Here is an 18,285-nt window from a genome sequence, read left to right as displayed (position 1 = left end):
GGGTGTTTCAAAATCATCGTTGGAAATACAGGAGATAAACAACAAAATTATCAAAATGTAAATTGACTTGTTGACAAATAAGGTCATAGCAAATAGGTTTAAGAAGTATAATTATTAAAATCTACAGTAAAAATTAAGATAATATGAAGTGCTTGCTCCATAAAAGTAGCGGGATCCATAGATCGGAGTCTCTCGTTGTGATTCTTCTAACGCCAATCTATAATTAGCTCTGCGAGAAGATTCGAATCCCCCGGTTTTGTATAATTGATTCAGCACATTACTAATACTTGCAAAAAAACCGAATGTATAGCGTTTAATTCTCCAGGATTTGCCCCCTACTGCATTCACCAGAATATAGTCGTCGAACCGTTCTTGCTGTAATAATTTTTGTGCAGTTTGTTGATCATACTCATTAAAAGGTAATCCATCACTGTCCTTATAAAAATTATCGGTTCTGGCAAAAGAACTAATTCCTATATACGCCTCAGAGAAATAATTTACGCTCGTACCAAGCCACCAAAAATCTGGATCCCTATAATCAAAGCCAAGCTGCGCAACTGTTTGGGGTCCGCCCGATAATCGATAGTTCTTGAGATACACCTTTCCCATGTTTTTGATACCGCCATCTCTTACAAAAGCGCTACTGGTACTCGCTAACCAAAGATTAGGTGTGTTGTCATATGTGTGTTGACCAAGTGCTGCAGCAGTTTTTAATCGTAAGGTGGGTGTAATTTGATAGCTGACACCTACTTCTCCCCCAAAATATTGTTTATCAATACCGAACAAGAGTTCCTGTACCAATCCTGAGTCCTCTGCCTCAATAGCTTCCGTGTAATAGTATGAGATATCAGTTGCTTTACGAATTGTCGTATAATACCCAGATAAACGAATTTTTAATCTTTGGTTTTGCAGAATGTAACTGGCGTCGATAGAAAGTATTTCTTCGGACTGATTTCCTTCTTTGGTAATATCTGATATGGATAAATTATTTTGTCTGGCATTTACAAAGCTATTTTCAAGGGTAGGTGCCTTAGTAAAATAGCCCATATTTGTTTCTAGGAACATGTTTTTCTGCAACTTAGCGGTCACTCCCGTTTTGAAACCATAGTTTGTAAAAGAAATTCTATCAGAAGATCCAATCGAACTCTTTCCCGGAAAATATCCATTTTCATACAATCCGACTCGTTGATAAGAAGTAGTACTCAAAGCTGCGGCAATAGATACATTGATACTTTTATAATCCGCTTCTCCCTGGAAGAACCCTTTAGTTTCGCTCGCTAGAATTTTATAATTATATTTATATGCATCCCCTTGGGTTACAACTCTGTTTGGATTTTTGAGATCGTTCTGCGCTCTTTTTACAACTTCTTTATTCGTTTGATTCTCACCAAATCTGGCAAAATTGTCGATATCGAGAAAGCCGGTTCCACCTAACATATTTCCTACCTCAGCATAATTTTGACTTATAAGATTACGGTGCTGTACACCCCCACTAATTGAAACAGCCCTACTGAGTTCACTATTTACTAAACCACTTACAGTTAATTGATTATCCTCTGTTTTATCCTGTAATAATACGTAGGTTGCGTTTTTGTTTTGATTTTTATTACGTTGGTTTGTGGTGAATAATTCATTCCACTCTATTTGTCCGCTGTTCAAAAATGCCTGTTCCGCGAGATATGCTTTCTGAAAATCCGATGCCTTATTTTGAGATTTTTGAAGATAAAAGCTTGGCAGATGTTCCGGGTGCATAGGATTTATTGTCTTACTCCTACCTCCTCCGCTATAGCCAACCGTTCCTTCTGTATCTGTTAACAAATCCGTGCCCCCATTATCTAATCGTGTTGTATATCGATTTCCGGTTTGAAATCCTACTGATGTGTTCAAACTCGTTTTTTCTCCTACTTGCCAATAATAATTGAACATAAAAACCGGTTCTTCTACAACTTGAACTTTGGCATTTATTTTTTCCCCATTAAGATATCCCCAATTGGGATTATACTCCTTACCTTTCAATCTAAAAACCTCTTCTGTGATTGCTGTAGACTTACCACGTTTGATTGGCGTATAAAACCCTGTAAAATTGAGCGCATGTCTGTCATTAATCTGTTTTTCTACCGAAACAAAAAATGAGTTGGCATTATAGGCGGTTCCTTCAATTATTCCTTCGTCTCCAAATCTTCTTGATATTGCTAAAGAGTACGCCCACCCTTTTTTAGTTAAACCCGAATGATAACTTCCCATTACACGTCCTGTATATGATCTATTTGCCAACGCGTATGAAACTCTTCCACCTGCTTTATATTGAGAGGCTCTCATGGTAATATGCGTTGACCCGCCAAGATCTCCAAAGGCGACTTCGCTTGTTTTCAAATTGCGATAGTAGGTTTGATTACGTAAAACATCGTTAAGTCCTCCCCAAGAGCTCCAAAGCGGACGTCCATTAATCAATTTGTTCATCTCAAGACCATTTATCAATATTTTGCCATACGCATTACCCAATCCTCTCGGTCTAAAAAAAGTACTGCTAAAATCGTATGCTGCTGCTGAAAGAAAAACGTCTTTGGTGGCTTGCAACACACCGGAATGGTATGTATTTACGTCTTCAGTACTAATCAACTGCTCGTTGGATAAGGAAATAATTCCGATATTTTTATTGTCCGCAATGTGATCATATTGAAGGCTAATTCGGTCTAAGTCTATAACTTCACCTTCTACGATATAAATTGGAAAAATCTTTTTGCTGTAGCCTGCACAAGAAAAGATTAAAATTTGGTCACCAAATACATCATCAGGAATTCTAATGATAAAACCTCCCTTATTATCAGATTTTGTAAAGATTGTGGTATTGTTGAGCGCAATATGAACGTTTTTTAAAGGTGCACTTGTTTCTTGATCTACAACTGTTCCCTTTATTGAGCTTCGTTGTGCGTTAATCGTGTAAGTAAAACAGAAAATAAACAAATACGATGACCACCGGTTTGGTGATAAAAGATGTCTCATTTGAATGGTTTAGGTTATTAAGAGTAAGTAATTGGAATGAATTAAACTATAATATATCAATTACTTATGACAAACATACTATATTTTTTCTATTTTGCAACAGGGGAAAAATACCCTAATTTTAGCTATCTTCTTTGCTTTATTTCTGCTGTCAAGAAAAAAACCGTCACATGAGAAACGCCTGTTCGTCTATGATATGTTGGATTTTACTATATAATTAGATGCTAACTATTTAATTTTTTTTGATCGTTACTCTAAGGATTGTTAATTTGGTTACCTCTTAAACCTAAACCATTTATGTATTTTAGAATTACGCTCGTCCTATTATTTACTAATATTTTGTCCTTTGGGTATGCTCAAACTACTACTTCCTATAAAGTTATAACTATTGGTTTTTATAATTTAGAAAATCTATTTGATACTATAAACGATCCTAAGACCTTTGATGATGACCGCACACCTGATGGAAAAGATCATTGGACCGAAGCAATATATCGTAAAAAGCTCAAAAATATGGCTTCTGCAATTGTAGTTATAGGTAGTGATCTAATTAAAAGTCCACCGGCCATTTTGGGCGTTGCAGAAGTTGAGAATAAGAAAGTATTGGAAGATTTGATACAACAAGAAGCTATGGCATCCTACCGCTATGGTATCATTCATTATGATTCTCCAGATCGTCGAGGAATAGACGTGGCTCTGCTCTATAGAAAAGATATTTTTAGGCCCATTCAATCGATGACTCGCCCCGTTTTACTATATGACCAAAAGACAGGAAAACGGATGTATACGCGTGACCAACTTGTCGTGACCGGATATCTGGAGAATGAACTATTACACATCATAGTAAATCACTGGCCTTCACGAAGAGGAGGCGAAGCCAGAAGCAAATACAAAAGAAATAAAGCAGCTCGCATTACACGTAACATAATTGATTCTTTGTTGTTCAAAGATCCTTATGCAAAGATTATCACCATGGGAGATTTTAATGACGGTCCTAAAAATGAGAGCATTCGAGAGGTTTTAAATACGTCAAATACAATAAATACACTTTCTGACTCAAAACAATTCAATCCTTTTGAAGAAATTCTGTCGAATGGCACTGGATCTCTGGCTTGGGGAGATAGCTGGAATTTGTTTGATCAAGTTTTGCTTTCAAAAGCACTTATGAAAACGGATTACAAAACGTTTCAATACTATAAAGCTCAAGTATACGCTAAAAAATTTCTAACTACTGCCAACGGTAGTTATAAGGGATATCCATTTAGAAGTTTTGCAAATGGTAGGTTTACAGGCGGATATAGTGATCATTTTCCTGTTTGCGTTTACTTGATAAAAAAAAATTAAAAAGGCTCCGCTTGGAACCTTTTTATTTATATTATGAACACGTAAGTCCTGCCAATTGCTCTCTAAAGGAAGCTTCTGACTGTTCGTCAGGGAAACAATTACCTTCAAGATAAGCCTCTAAAGATTGTTTATAGGCATTACAGTTTTCGGTAGTCTGATTTTCGGCATACGCTGAAGTCGCTGTGCTAACGTCAGTAGTTAGCTTTAAACAATCAAAGCCAGCATCATCATCACTTCCACATGAAGTGAGTCCAATGGCTAAGATACAAACACATAAGATTAGAATTTTTTTCTTAATTAAAAAAGTTAAATAGATTAGAGTTAAAAAAGCTAAACTACTTAAAAAGTATATAATTAACAAAAAATTTAAGAGATAAAAATGTATTACGTCGGCTTATTCAGTTGTTTTATCGATTACTGTTGCAGATTCTTCAACATCAATAGGCTTGCCAATATATGCCAAAATGCTCTCGGGCTCTATACGTTTGACATCCTCACTATGTGATGGAATAATTCGAATGGAATCCTCGGGAGTTTTAATAAACAATGGAATCATGTTCCCCTCTTTCTTGGATAATTCAATTAAGCTTTTGTAGTGTTCTTCATTTTCTATTTCAATTTCCATGATCATTGGGTAGCGTTCTGCTAAATCCATGAGCTTATAATAATCATCTGTTTGAGAGAATAGACCTTCTTCCGGATTATTGTCGGGATCACTCATCTCCTCTGTAGTCACTAATCTGAAAGATCCATTCTCACCGAATTGATCTGCAAATTTTTTGATAGCATATTTATTTATATCACTGTTTCCGGTCAATGCCATTACAATTCCAATATCGCTCAACTCTATATTATCTTTGATTGTATTATTATAGATGTTACCTTCTATAGCGTCTAAGCCCAAATTTTTAGCTTTTTTGACATTACTTTTATTGTTGTCCAAGAGTACAACGTGTCGGTCATTAGTTTTAAGATATGAGGCTATGAGACGAGAAACCTTTGATCCACCAACGATTAAAATACCCTCTGATTTTTTTAGAAAAACACCTACCAATTTTGCGAATAATCTGGCAGTGGTAGCGTTTAAAAGTACTGTTCCTAACACAATCATAAAAACTAAAGGTGTTATATACTCTGCTCCAGGCTCACCGTCGGCAGTCAATTTTAAACCAAACAACGAAGCTATTCCTGCCGCAACTATACCTCTTGGTCCTACCCAGCTAATAAATAATTTTTCTTTCAGTTTTAAGCCAGAGTCTATGGAGCTCAAAAACACACCGACAGGCCGGATAAAAAATACTACAGTGGCAAATAACAATACTGCTTCCCAGTTATATACCAATTCAAGTTCTTCAATATTAATATTTGCAGATAATAGAATAAAAAGAATCGAAATCAGCAGTACGCTTAGTGATTCTTTAAAATAAAGGAGTTCTTCAATATTAGGTAAATTTATATTTCCTAACACCATTCCCATAATAACAACAGATAATAAACCTGATTCGTGTGCAAATACATCAGAAAGTACAAACACCCCAAGGACTGTTGCTAGTGTGAAAACATTTAATAAATAGTGAGGAATTACATTTTTTTTGATTGCAAAAGCAAGTGCGTGTGCAAAAGTGAAACCAAAAGTGAAACCAAACAAAACGATTTTTCCAAATTCCATCAACGCAGTTTGCGTAAATTCTTGTCCTTCTCCTACACTTATGAATTCAAAAACCAGAACTGCTACCAAAGCTCCTATGGGATCAATTAGAATCCCTTCCCACTTAAGAATGGCTGAAACATCTTTTTTGAGAGGAATGTTTCTAAGAATAGGTGTAATTACGGTAGGTCCCGTCACAATAATTAGAGAGGAAAACAAAAAAGAAATCGGCCAACTGAGTCCGAAAATAAAGTGAGCAGCAAGGCCAGCGCCAAAAAAGGTGACGATAACAGCTACACTAATAAGTTTTATAATCACCGGACCGATGTTTGAAATTTCCCCTCTGCGCAGCGTAAGTCCTCCTTCAAATAATATGATACTTATTGCCAGTGACACAAAATAAAATAGACTTTCGCCGGGAAATAAGCCTTGTGTTCCGTTCCAAATAGGTTGTATTAATTTTGTGCTATTCTCTGTAAATAAGGTAGATATTGGTCCAACAAGGAGTCCAATTAATATTAAAGGTAATATCGCGGGGATTTTAAATTTCCAGGCTACCCATTGCGCAAGTATTCCTAAAATTATTATTCCTGATAGCTCAATCATATGTTTTATGTCTTAAAAAGCTAGCAAGTTCGTCATTTTTTTTATGATGTATAAAATCGTTAACAATTTTTCACTTTTAAAAATTAATTCTATATTCTACCCTTAATGTAAAATTATATCATTTGAACCCTTGTTTACCTCAAAAATTTAAAACCGTTTTAATAGGTGTTGCCTTTTCACCAAATCTCCAAAATAACATTTTTGAAGCCATGCGATTGGTTGACTTTTTTGATTGCCGCCTAGTTCTAGTGCATGTTGGTGAGAAAACCAAAGAAAAGGAGGAGACTATTCGACATTTATTATCCGGGTTTGAGGATGACGATGACGGAAAAGTGAAAATGATATGGAAAGACGGTGATCCTGTAGAGGTTATTATTAAATCGGCTCAAAGTACAAATGCAGATCTAATTATGCTGGGAGCGACACCAAGAGAAGATATTTTAAAGTTTTATATAGGATCCATCGCACGTAAAATTGTTCGTAAAGCACCATGTTCAGTTTTATTGCTTATAAAACCTTCTGAAGATCTTCGACCGTGTCGACATATTGTAGTGAACGGTTTAAACAATAATAAAACACAGGAAACGTTATGCGCATCTTTTGAATTTGCACAGAATCTAGATAGTAAACAACTAACGATTGTTGAAGAAATTTCTAAGAAAGACGTTAAGGTAATTGTTCAGGATAACAAGTCTTTACTCAAAAGTACCTTGATCAAAGAGCAACTTTCCCAAAAACAAGCACTAAGAGTTCATGATGTTTTAAAAGAAATACCGTCACAACTAAAAAGTGCAGTTAAAATCAAAATTCAACCAATTTTTGGACAGAGAGGGTATTCCATTGGACATTATGCTAAGATTGTCGGTGCCGATTTATTAATAATGAACGCTCCGGAAAAGAGCACTTTTTTAGATCGTATTTTTCCGCACGATATGGAATATATTTTATCTGAGCTTCCAACCGATGTATTAATTGTAAGATAAATGATAAATTTTAAGAATACCTCAATGAACTTTCTTAGTAATCTGCCAAAAAACATGTTTTCGGGTTTTGTTGTTTCCTTAATTGCACTTCCTCTTGGGTTGGGATTAGCATTGGCGTCTGGCGCACCTCCGATTTCTGGCATTATCGCCGCAATCGTTGGAGGTATAGTCGTCGCAATCTTTGGGGGTTCACATGTTACTATTGCTGGACCGGGCAACGGTTTGGTGGTAGTATTATTGGGTGCGATCTCTACGCTGGCAAGCGGAGATCTCTATCAGGGCTATCTCTTTACGCTAGCAGCGATTATTTGCTCGGGAGCGTTGATGTTGCTTATAGGTTTTTTGCGGTTGGGAATTCTTAGTGATTTTTTTCCTTCCTCTGCGATTCAAGGTATGTTAGCTGCCATTGGTATAAGTATTTTAGCAAAACAGCTTCATGTCATGTTTGCTAATACTGGTGCTCAGGGAGATACTATCGAATTATTACTCACGTTCCCTTCAGTAGTACTTGGGCTTTTCTCTCAAGCAACTGCAAGTACCATAGCGGCCGCATCTATCGGTTTAATCAGTTTACTAATTATGCGATTTCATGGGGCAATTCGAAACCCATATTTAAAGCTAATTCCAGCACCTATGTGGATCGTAGTGCTCGTTATTGGGTATAGTTATTATTATGAATTTTTCTCTAGCGAAACATATCCAATAGCTACAGCTTTATTAGTTCAACTTCCTGACTCTGTTTTATCGGGTTTTCCTACACCGGATTTTTCTCTATTGTTTACGCCTAAGTTTATTGGAGTCGTTCTCGCAATAACCCTGATATCAAGTATAGAATCCTTATTGAGCATCAAAGCAATCGATCAGTTAGATCCTGAGCGACGTAGATCAAATGTGAATCGCGATTTAAAAGCTCTGGGCCTGGCCTCTATAGTGAGTGGTTTGTTGGGAGGTCTCAACGTTGTTACTGTAATTGCTCGTAGCTCTGTCAATGTGAACAACGGCGGATCTAATCGAAGTGCTAACTTCTTTCATGCATTTTTTCTGATTCTTTTTGTGTTATTATTCCAGGATCAACTTCGCAGAATTCCTTTGACCGCACTTGCTGCGATCTTAGTGTATACTGGATATAAGCTCGCTTCGCCTTCAACGCTTAAAAGCATTGCAAAAATTGGAAATGAACAAGTTTTTATTTTTTTCGTTACTATAATAGCTACGATCACAACCAATTTAATTACTGGTATTTTTATCGGAATTTTGAGTACATTAATCATCCATATTATCTTAAATAAAAGTGTGCTTCTGTTTCTTTCGAATGCTATTCGCCCTAACGTTTTAATGTTCAAAGAACAGGCGCAAGGGAATTATTTTGTGAGCGTCAAAAATTTTTCAAGCTTTATGAACTATTACAAGCTTAAAAACAATTTAGATGCAATCCCGATAAATGGAGACGTTATTGTTGATTTTTCGCTATGTGAGTTTGTGGATTTTACGGTACAGGAGCATTTGCTGGGATATCAAGAAATTTTTACGCGCAACGGCGGATCTTTTGATATCAACGGACTGGATATTCATGGTACTTCATCTGCCCATCCGTTAGCAGTGCGCCGATTGTTCTCCTTTTCTAACGCTAGAAAAACAAAAACCAATCTTACAAAAAGACAGAAAGATCTACAAAATGTGGCTCATGACTTTGAGTGGTCCTATAACCCTGTTAAATTATATGAAGTAAATCCGCTTTATTCTTTTGTTTTCTTTAAACTAAAAAAAATCAATTTTATTCATAATCAATTAATTGATGAACATACAAATTTCAACGTTTTTGATACAGAATATACCGAAGGCGAATTTATATCTCAAAAGCAGTTGCGAGCTACTTTTTTAACTATAAAATTAGAAAGAACTATTCCGAATTTTACATTGCATAAAGAAGATTTACTGAATTTTTTATATCGGTTTTCAGGATTTAAGGATATCGATATAAAAGATCATCCTGATTTTTCAAAACGTTTCTTTTTAATGGCTGAAAATAAAGCTGAAATAGAAGCTTTTTTTACGGATGCTTTAGTCTTATTTTTTGAGAGCAATCCTTACTATCACATTGAGTCTAATGCCAACGCTCTTTTAGTTATGAAAACAGAACGCTTGGCCAGCGTGAAAGAAGTAAAAGCGCTACTGGATTTTGGAATTAGGCTGCACAAAATTGTTTCTAAGTTGAAATATGAGCCTAATCTGTTAAAAACTCTGTAAATAAAGTCAACTTCGCTGCCATTTTTTCTATTTTGCAAGGATAATTTGAGCCTTTATGAAATTATATCCTATAAACGCAGGAAACTTCAAACTAGACGGTGGCGCTATGTTTGGGGTGGTACCCAAAGTAATCTGGAATAAAACCAATCCGGCGGACGAGAAAAATCTAATCGATATCGCAGCCCGTTGCTTACTAATAGAAGAAGGAGATCGATTACTACTTATCGATACCGGTATGGGTAATAAGCAATCTGATAAATTTTTTAGTTATTACTCTTTATGGGGAGATGACTCTATTGATCGTTCGTTACAAAAATACGGGTTTCATCGAGACGATATTACGGATGTATTTATGACGCATCTACATTTTGATCATTGTGGAGGTACCGTACAATGGAATACGGATCGTACAGGGTATGAATTAGCTTTTAAAAATGCCAAGGTGTGGAGTAATGAGGAACATTGGCAGTGGGCTACTAAGCCCAACCCCAGAGAGAAAGCCTCTTTTCTAAAAGAAAATATTTTACCTATTCAGGAGAGTGGACACCTTAATTTTGTCAAGAGGTCAGGAGAAGCCTTTCAAACGAACTCAGAGCTTGGTTTTGATATTTTGTTTGCCGATGGCCATACCGACAAACAAATGATTCCTCATATTCAATATCAGGATAAGACTATTGTTTTTATGGCAGACCTTTTACCGACAGCAGGCCACATTCCATTGCCTTATGTTATGGGATATGATACACGACCCTTACTTACTATGCCAGAAAAAGCATTATTTTTGGAAAACGCTGCAAAAAACAACTGGTATTTATTTTTAGAGCACGATGCTCATAACGAAATAATTACCGTTCAGCAAACAGAAAAAGGTGTTCGATTAAAAGATGTATACACCTTCAATGAATTATTTAATTAATAGTACCATATGAATCTTTCAACACATAAAATAGCCGTGACATTTGCTTCGGCAGTATTACTAACCGGTTGTGGAACTCCGGCAATTATCTCAACTCCAATAGAAAACATAGATACCGTTCCTCTGAAAACCATTCCTTTATCTGACACCCAATTAAAAAACTGGAAAGCTGCTGACTTAGTAAGCGACACTATCCCGGGGATGAGTGTTGATAAAGCGTATAACGAAATTATACAAGGTAAAAAAGGGAAGACGGTAATCGTAGGTGTTATTGACAGTGGTGTAGATATAGAACATGAAGATCTAGACGGGGTAATTTGGACCAATCCCGGTGAAATTAAAGGGAATGGTAAAGACGATGACAATAACGGCTATATTGATGATATTCATGGGTGGAATTATCTTGGGGATTCTACAAATGAAAATTTGGAATTTGTACGAATAATTAAAAAACTAAAGCCAAAATATCAAGGAAAAACGTTGGCTGATGTGGCTGCTTCAGATCGTTCTGAATATCAATTGTATATTGAGGCTAAAGCAGAGTACGAAAAAGAATATCAGGAAACTAAGGGAAATAAAGATCAGTATGAACAAATACTTAACCAAATACAAGTTTCTCATAAAGCCTTAACCGAAGCCTTGGGGAAGGAAGATTATTCTAGTGCAGAAGTGGCTCAACTTAATCCAGAAACGCCCGAAATGAAACAGCATGCAGGGTTTATATCTCAAATGTTTGGTTTTGCTAACGGTGATGAGCGTATTCCTGATCTAATGGCTAATCTTAACGAAGGTATTGAGTACTTTTCAAATTCATTAAATTACAATTTGAACCTTGAATTTGATGGGCGTAAAAATGTGAGGGACAACGTTGATGACCTTACCGACACTGCTTATGGGAATAACAATGTTATGGGGCCAGAACCAGATAAGAAAGGATTAAAGCATGGTACACATGTTGCTGGTATTATTGCCGGAGAGCGTGGTAATGACAAAGGTGTAGATGGTGTTGCACAAAATACTCAAATTATGGTTTTACGTGCTGTTCCTGATGGAGATGAATATGATAAGGATATCGCTTTGGCGATTCGATACGCGGTTGATAATGGCGCTAAAGTTATCAATACAAGTTTTGGAAAATACTTCAGCACACATCCGGAATGGGTACAGGATGCTATTAAATATGCGGCTGATAACGATGTTTTAATCGTGAATGCGGCTGGAAATGAAGGAATAAATCTTGATGAAAAGGCTGTATATCCAAACGATCAGGAAACAACCGGATCCGAAATTGCTAACACCTTTTTAACTGTCGGAGCTTTAAACTATGAGTATGGAGGTAATTTGGTTGCGAATTTTTCGAATTATGGAAAAAGTAATGTCGATGTATTTGCTCCCGGAGTTAAAATTTGGGCTACAACACCATTAAATACTTATGAATACTTACAAGGAACCTCTATGGCTGCACCGGCGGTAGCAGGAGTGGCCGCAATGATCCGTTCATACTATCCCAAATTGTCTGCAGCTCAAGTGAAACAAGTGCTTATGAACAGTGGCCTCTCTACAAAAGCAACGGTAGTGATTGGTGGTGATGCAGCTAATACAGGAAATTTTACAGAATTATCAAAATCAGGAAAAATGGTGAATCTCTATAATGCACTAATTTACGCTGATAAAATGTCTAAATAATCATTCTTATGACTAAACTATTTTCTTTAGTGTTTTCTTGTATGGGAATACTAGCAACTTATGGCCAAAATAATACAAGTTATTGGCAACAACATGTTTCATATACCATGAATGTGGATATGAATGTTGAGAATTTTCAATATAAAGGAACTCAGGAATTGGTATATACCAATAATTCACCAGATACCTTAACACAGGTTTTTTATCATTTATACTTTAATGCTTTCCAACCAGAAAGCGAGATGGATGTTCGCTCGCGTAATTTGCCGGATCCCGATAGTAGAGTTGAGGATCGAATAAGTAAATTAACTCCAGAGGAGATTGGATTTCTTAAAGTGGATGCACTTACTCAAGATGGACAAGAAGTAACATATATCACCGAAGGAACCGTTCTTGAAGTGACACTTACAGAACCGATTGCGCCAGGTAAAAAGGCAACTTTTGCAATGCAGTTCAATGGACAAGTACCAAAACAAATTCGTAGATCAGGACGCAATAATGCTGAAGGTGTTGCACTCTCAATGACACAATGGTATCCTAAAATGGCAGAATACGATTTTGAAGGATGGCATGCACACCCATATATCGCCAGAGAGTTTCATGGAGTTTGGGGAGATTTTGACGTAACCATCACCATAGATAAAAATTATGTGTTGGGGGGTACAGGGTATTTGCAAAATGCAGATGCTATTGGACATGGATATCAATCGGGTGACAAGAAGGTAACAACGAAAGAGAAAAAGCTCTCATGGCATTTTAAGGCACCTCAGGTGCATGATTTTGCCTGGGCTGCTGATCCTGAATTTATTCATGATAAAGTACAGGTTCCTAACGGACCCATGCTTCACTTTTTGTATAAAAACAAAAAGGAAATTCAAGAAAACTGGAAAAATTTACAGCCAAAAGCTGTAGCCTTGATGGAGTATTTCAACAAAAATATTGGCGACTATCCTTATGATCAATATTCTATCATCCAAGGAGGTGATGGGGGTATGGAGTATGCGATGTGTACGCTGATTACAGGTGAGCGTGAATTTGGAAGTCTTGTTGGTGTAACAGCTCATGAAATGGCTCATTCCTGGTTTCAACATATTTTAGCAACCAACGAGTCTAAGCATGAATGGATGGATGAAGGGTTTACCAGTTATATTTCTGCTTTAGCAATGAATACAGTAATGGAGCAAAAAAAGGAAAATCCATTCGAAAACATCTACAAGGGATATACGTGGTTAGCTACTTCAGGTAAAGAACAACCGCAAAGTACACAAGCTGATCATTATGATTATAATGGTGCCTATGGTGCTTCAGCGTATTCTAAAGGAGCTGTCTTTTTAGCACAGTTGGGCTATATCATCGGCAAAGAAAATTTAGCAAAAACTATAAAAAGATACTATTCCGATTGGAAGTTTAAGCATCCTACACCTAATGACTTCAAAAGAATCGCAGAAAAAGTTTCCGGTATACAGCTTGACTGGTATTTAACTGATTGGACACAAACCACAAGTACAATTGATTATGGTGTCAAAAGTATAGAAGAAGAAGATGGTAAAGCTATTGTGAGCTTAGAAAGAATTGGGCGTATCCCTATGCCTATCGACTTATTAGTAACTTATAAGGATGGTACCAAAGAAGCTTACTATATTCCGCTGCGTATGATGCGTGGACAGAAAAAGAACCAACACCAAGATATTAATAGGGTAGTTGCTGATGATTGGGCGTGGACACATCCTATGTATAAACTCAACTTATCAAAGTCTAAAGCAACCATATCAGAAATTGTTATCGATCCATCTAAAAAAATGGCTGATATTAATGCTGGAAATAATACAATGAAACTATAATTTATTTTAAAGTTTCTAGGATCCGGACTTAATAATTAAGTCCGGATTTTTTTTACTCACATACTAATAAATCTTATCCTTATTTTTGCACAGTATGCAAGCAACTTTATCCAAAAAAGAGCGTTTAAAAAGTAAGAAAACCATTGAATTCCTGTTTTCTGAAGGGAAATCAGTTGCTCAATATCCAATACGTTTAATTTACACTGTAGGACCGGATACCGAAGAAACAAATTTACGTGCTGCTGTGTCGGTAAGTAAACGTAATTTTAAAAAAGCAGTAGATCGTAATCATATAAAACGTTTATTGCGAGAATCCTACAGAAAAAATAAGTATCTTGTACAACAACAAACTACCCAATCTTATAATTTAATGATTCTGTATACTGGAAAAGAGTTTCCTAGCTCATCTCGTATAGAAAAAAGTGTAATGAAAGTGTTGCAGAAGTTTATGGATAAAGAAATTTCAAAAAGCAGTTGAGCACATAACTTCCAACATCTTCAAAAAGATAGACCTACTATGAAAAAGAGAATTATATTCAGCAGCGCGGCATTAGTCTTATTTTTTGCTACCGTAAGTTTTAAATCCGATTTTTTTGAGATTGCCAAACAGATCGAGATTTTTACTACTATGTTTAAAGAATTAAACATGAATTACGTAGATGAAACCAATCCTGCAGAACTTATGGATACAGCCATTACTGCAATGTTAGATGATTTGGATCCTTATACAAAATATTGGAATGAGCAAGATGTAGAAGCTTCCAAAATTCGTAATGCCGGAGAATATACAGGTATTGGCGCCACAGTAAAAACAGGTAAACATAGCATTGTAATTGTAGAACCTTATAAAGACTATCCAGCGGATAAAGCAGGTTTAAAGGCCGGAGATGAAATTATTAAGATAGGAGATATCGATATATCTAATTTTGACGAAGATGCAGGAGAACTGCTTAAAGGTGCTGGTGGGACAAAAGTATCGATTACATACAAAAGACAAGGAGAGTTAAAAACAACCGTACTTACACGAGAAGAAATTGAGGTGAATGCAGTTCCATTTTATACGTTGTTATCAGATAACATTGGTTATATCGTCTTATCAAAATTTAATAATAAGGCATCAAGTGAAACTATCGCCGCCTTAGAAGCTTTAAAAGCGAAAGGAGCTGATAAAATTATTCTGGATCTTCGAGGCAATCCAGGTGGATTGCTTAGTGAAGCAATCAATGTTACCAACATTTTTGTACCCAAAAATGCGTTAATAACCACTACAAAATCTGTGGTTAAAAAGTATAACAAGGAATATTACACTAAAAATCAACCGATTGATGTTACTATTCCTCTGGTTGTTTTGGTGAATGGTAGAAGTGCATCGGCCAGTGAAATTGTAGCCGGTGGTATCCAGGATTTGGATCGTGGGGTGGTCATTGGAGCTCGTAGTTTTGGAAAAGGCTTAGTTCAACGTCCCAAAAAACTTACCTATGGAACACAAATTAAGATAACCATCTCAAGATATTACACTCCGAGTGGTAGATGTATTCAAGCATTGGATTACTGGAACAGAGATAAAAATAATAAGGCGGTACGCTACGATAAAAACGAAAGCAAAGCGTTTAAAACAAAGAACGGTAGAACTGTATATGATGGTGGAGGTATACAACCAGATATTGAACTTGCTTCTTCGGGATATAGCAATATAACAACAGCTTTGTTAAAATCTGATGCTATTTTTGATTTTGCAACACAGTATTATTACTCACATTCTTTGAATAAATCATCAGATTTTGCATTTACTGATAGCGATTATGAAGCGTTTAAAAAATTTGTAAAGCAAAGTCAGTTTTCTTTTGAAACTGAGACAGAAGCTGCCCTAAAAAAAGCCATGCTGGTTGCTAAAAAAGAAAAAATGGATGCATCGGTGTTTGATAGTTATCAAGCTTTATTAAAAACCATTCAAACTACCAAGGAGCAAGGTTTAGATACAGACAGACAAGAGATTAAAGCACTTTTAACTGATGAAATTATAAAACGCTATTTCTACAGAGAAGGTTTATATGAGTATTATGTGACACATAATCCTGAAGTCTTAAAAAGTATAGAGATTCTTAAGGATAGTAAAGAATACAACAATATTCTTAACTAATTCTGCAAACTACGGATCATCTTTATATGTGGAATACCATCTTCAAGATACGTATCTCCTTTTTGCAGAAACCCATGTTTTTCGTAAAATTTTTTTAGATATAACTGCGCCGATATAGTTATGGTATCAGTAGCATAAAATCTTTTTATAGCCTTTAGACTTTCTTCAATAAGTTGATGTCCATAAGAAAATTTTCTTTGATCGGCTGCCACAATTACACGTCCAAGACTCGCATTGTCAAAATATGCTCCAGCATCAAATAATCGTGTGTAAGCAACGATAGTACCCTCCTTTACACCAATAACATGCAATGCCTTTTGATCTTTATTATCCAAGTCCTGATATACACAATCTTGCTCTACAACAAAGATCTCTGTCCTTAGTCTCAAAATTTCATATAATTCATCAATAGACAACTCATTAAATTTTTTGACAAAAAAATTAATTTCAGACATAACTGCGAAGTTATTTTATGAGCATTGAGATATTTTGGTGACTCTATTTTGATGTCTGCCACCTTCAAATTCTGTGTCAATAAAAGTTTTGACCATTTCCAGCACTTGAGCTTCTGACGTATACCGTGCAGGAATACATAAAATATTAGCATTATTATGTTGTCTGGATAAAGCAGTAATTTCTTTTATCCAACATAGACCAGCTCTTACATTAGTATACTTATTAGCTGTCATAGCCACTCCATTACCACTACCACAAATCAAAATACCAAACTGTACTTGGTCTGTATCTACTGCCTTAGCGACCGGATGCACAAAATCAGGATAATCAACACTACTAGTATCATCAGTACCGTGATTAATAACTTCTATACCTTCAGATTCTAACAATGATTTGACAGCAAATTTATAAGCTGTTCCCGCGTGATCATTACCAATAGCTATTTTCACAAGAATTCGATTTAAAGGTTCATATTTACTACAAAGATAGGGGTATAGCATAAAACGATGGCTAAAAACCCATATAAAATGTTTACCCATACCGTTGTGTTCATAAGTAAGTCAACCCTGTTAACATCTTATGTGAATAACTAGTTTCTAAAATTCAGGAAGTTTATTTTGTACTATCAAATAAAATAACAATACAAGGAAGATCTCCATATATCAAAATTATAACGTTACAATTTTTGGCTAAGTTTTGAACCAATATTTTGAGTTATCAACTGCTATAATTATCAGAAAAATTTCACATTTTGCCAATGTTTGTTTTATTAACAACTGTTTATTACTTTTTAAGATACTATGTAAATCAATCGATTATTACAATTTATGTATGTTAATAGCTATTTGATTACTGGTTCTAACTTCAAAAGCAAGTTTAAAACATAAAAGTTTTACCGCTATTAACACCCTATAATAATAACCATTCAAGTTTTAAAAAATTCGAAAAAAGAAAATTTAATATAATATATGTGTTAACAAGTATAAAGAGATTAAACTATTTTAAGATGCTTAGGTAGTTGAAGAGAATCTATAATCTCTCTTGCTAAAAGTACGTCGTTTGTATGAACGCGCAAGTGTATTCCGCCTAGGGCATTTGAGTAAAAGGGAAAAACGTTCGCTATTACTTCATTTTCAAAAAAATGATTGATCCCTTCTTGTTCTAATAAGTGTTTTAGTACTGCGTACTCGTAGGAATAAGTAAAGGTCATTATAACTACAAAGTTTTTCATCGATAGACTATTGTTATACTTAAAGATACAAATTAGCCATACGATTTTAGTTAAGATGATGTAAAAATTAAAGAAAAAAATAGTTTGAACAGCGCTTAGATATAAGCCATTTACCTAAGAATTAGGTTTGGAAGTGTTATGTAATTTAGTAGTGTGAGATGAATCAATTTCCGTTTGATAATCC

At 35.6% G+C, this 18,285-nt stretch carries 14 protein-coding genes; 8 read left to right on the top strand and 6 right to left on the bottom strand.

Annotated elements, in window-relative coordinates:
• Positions 1 to 114: 114 nt before the first annotated feature.
• Entirely contained in the window at positions 115 to 3,003 is a 2,889-nt protein-coding gene (locus ACJRPK_RS02160) for a carboxypeptidase-like regulatory domain-containing protein (RefSeq protein WP_407138228.1), read from the bottom strand.
• Positions 3,004 to 3,300: 297 nt separating this feature from the next.
• Here ACJRPK_RS02160 and ACJRPK_RS02155 point away from each other — a divergent pair, with 297 nt between their 5' ends.
• Entirely contained in the window at positions 3,301 to 4,347 is a 1,047-nt protein-coding gene (locus ACJRPK_RS02155) for an endonuclease/exonuclease/phosphatase family protein (protein ID WP_407138227.1), read from the top strand.
• Between the two features lie 31 nt (positions 4,348 to 4,378).
• On the opposite strand, the gene ACJRPK_RS02150 is transcribed toward ACJRPK_RS02155, so the two are convergent.
• Entirely contained in the window at positions 4,379 to 4,708 is a 330-nt protein-coding gene (locus ACJRPK_RS02150) for a hypothetical protein (protein ID WP_407138226.1), read from the bottom strand.
• Between the two features lie 33 nt (positions 4,709 to 4,741).
• Entirely contained in the window at positions 4,742 to 6,601 is a 1,860-nt protein-coding gene (locus ACJRPK_RS02145; protein WP_407138225.1) for a cation:proton antiporter, read from the bottom strand.
• A 122-nt stretch (positions 6,602 to 6,723) separates the two neighbouring features.
• Between ACJRPK_RS02145 and ACJRPK_RS02140 the strand changes: the two genes are divergently transcribed.
• From ACJRPK_RS02140 to ACJRPK_RS02110, 7 genes are all read left to right on the top strand, one after another.
• On the top strand, positions 6,724 to 7,584 hold the full coding sequence (locus ACJRPK_RS02140; RefSeq protein WP_407138224.1) for a universal stress protein: 861 nt from the start codon (positions 6,724 to 6,726) through the stop codon (positions 7,582 to 7,584).
• A gap of 24 nt (positions 7,585 to 7,608) precedes the next feature.
• The gene (locus ACJRPK_RS02135; protein ID WP_407138223.1) at positions 7,609 to 9,831 is read left to right on the top strand and encodes a SulP family inorganic anion transporter; all 2,223 of its coding nucleotides are present in this window, start codon (positions 7,609 to 7,611) and stop codon (positions 9,829 to 9,831) included.
• A gap of 55 nt (positions 9,832 to 9,886) precedes the next feature.
• Entirely contained in the window at positions 9,887 to 10,747 is an 861-nt protein-coding gene (locus ACJRPK_RS02130) for an MBL fold metallo-hydrolase (protein ID WP_407138222.1), read from the top strand.
• Between the two features lie 9 nt (positions 10,748 to 10,756).
• Positions 10,757 to 12,433, top strand: coding sequence for a S8 family peptidase (locus tag ACJRPK_RS02125; RefSeq protein WP_407138221.1), 1,677 nt, complete (start codon positions 10,757 to 10,759; stop codon positions 12,431 to 12,433).
• 8 nt (positions 12,434 to 12,441) lie between these two features.
• On the top strand, positions 12,442 to 14,274 hold the full coding sequence (locus tag ACJRPK_RS02120; RefSeq protein WP_407138220.1) for a M1 family metallopeptidase: 1,833 nt from the start codon (positions 12,442 to 12,444) through the stop codon (positions 14,272 to 14,274).
• A gap of 94 nt (positions 14,275 to 14,368) precedes the next feature.
• Positions 14,369 to 14,752 carry a ribonuclease P protein component gene (gene rnpA, locus ACJRPK_RS02115; RefSeq protein WP_407138219.1) on the top strand — a complete coding sequence of 128 codons (384 nt, stop codon included), beginning with the start codon at positions 14,369 to 14,371 and terminating at the stop codon, positions 14,750 to 14,752.
• Between the two features lie 39 nt (positions 14,753 to 14,791).
• Positions 14,792 to 16,414 (top strand): S41 family peptidase, encoded by a 1,623-nt coding sequence (locus ACJRPK_RS02110; RefSeq protein WP_407138218.1) that lies wholly within the window; start codon positions 14,792 to 14,794, stop codon positions 16,412 to 16,414.
• Here the strand turns inward: ACJRPK_RS02110 and ACJRPK_RS02105 are convergent.
• From ACJRPK_RS02105 to ACJRPK_RS02095, 3 genes are all read right to left on the bottom strand, one after another.
• Positions 16,411 to 16,860, bottom strand: a complete 450-nt coding sequence (locus ACJRPK_RS02105; RefSeq protein WP_407138807.1) for a GNAT family N-acetyltransferase — start codon at positions 16,858 to 16,860, stop codon at positions 16,411 to 16,413. The genes ACJRPK_RS02110 and ACJRPK_RS02105 overlap by 4 nt on opposite strands.
• Positions 16,861 to 16,884: 24 nt before the next feature.
• Positions 16,885 to 17,319 carry a ribose 5-phosphate isomerase B gene (rpiB, locus tag ACJRPK_RS02100; RefSeq protein WP_148780957.1) on the bottom strand — a complete coding sequence of 145 codons (435 nt, stop codon included), beginning with the start codon at positions 17,317 to 17,319 and terminating at the stop codon, positions 16,885 to 16,887.
• 542 nt (positions 17,320 to 17,861) lie between these two features.
• A complete protein-coding gene (locus tag ACJRPK_RS02095) occupies positions 17,862 to 18,101 on the bottom strand; it encodes a DUF2007 domain-containing protein (RefSeq protein WP_407138217.1) in 240 nt (79 codons plus the stop codon).
• Between the last annotated feature and the right edge of the window lie 184 nt (positions 18,102 to 18,285).

The sequence above is a fragment of the Aquimarina sp. 2-A2 genome (assembly GCF_045505135.1).
In the GTDB taxonomy this organism is placed as follows: domain Bacteria; phylum Bacteroidota; class Bacteroidia; order Flavobacteriales; family Flavobacteriaceae; genus Aquimarina; species Aquimarina intermedia.
Note: the sequence above shows the minus strand (reverse complement) of the source record. Positions and strands in the feature narration are given on the sequence as shown.

What these genes read in the sequence shown, in the direction of transcription:
- ACJRPK_RS02160 (WP_407138228.1), bottom strand. Translation starts at nt 3,003, where the DNA reads ATGAGACATCTTTTATCACCAAACCGGTGGTCATCGTATTTGTTTATT.
- ACJRPK_RS02155 (WP_407138227.1), top strand. Translation starts at nt 3,301, where the DNA reads ATGTATTTTAGAATTACGCTCGTCCTATTATTTACTAATATTTTGTCC.
- ACJRPK_RS02145 (WP_407138225.1), bottom strand. Translation starts at nt 6,601, where the DNA reads ATGATTGAGCTATCAGGAATAATAATTTTAGGAATACTTGCGCAATGG.
- ACJRPK_RS02135 (WP_407138223.1), top strand. Translation starts at nt 7,609, where the DNA reads ATGAACTTTCTTAGTAATCTGCCAAAAAACATGTTTTCGGGTTTTGTT.
- ACJRPK_RS02130 (WP_407138222.1), top strand. Translation starts at nt 9,887, where the DNA reads ATGAAATTATATCCTATAAACGCAGGAAACTTCAAACTAGACGGTGGC.
- ACJRPK_RS02125 (WP_407138221.1), top strand. Translation starts at nt 10,757, where the DNA reads ATGAATCTTTCAACACATAAAATAGCCGTGACATTTGCTTCGGCAGTA.
- ACJRPK_RS02120 (WP_407138220.1), top strand. Translation starts at nt 12,442, where the DNA reads ATGACTAAACTATTTTCTTTAGTGTTTTCTTGTATGGGAATACTAGCA.
- rnpA (WP_407138219.1), top strand. Translation starts at nt 14,369, where the DNA reads ATGCAAGCAACTTTATCCAAAAAAGAGCGTTTAAAAAGTAAGAAAACC.
- ACJRPK_RS02110 (WP_407138218.1), top strand. Translation starts at nt 14,792, where the DNA reads ATGAAAAAGAGAATTATATTCAGCAGCGCGGCATTAGTCTTATTTTTT.
- ACJRPK_RS02095 (WP_407138217.1), bottom strand. Translation starts at nt 18,101, where the DNA reads ATGAAAAACTTTGTAGTTATAATGACCTTTACTTATTCCTACGAGTAC.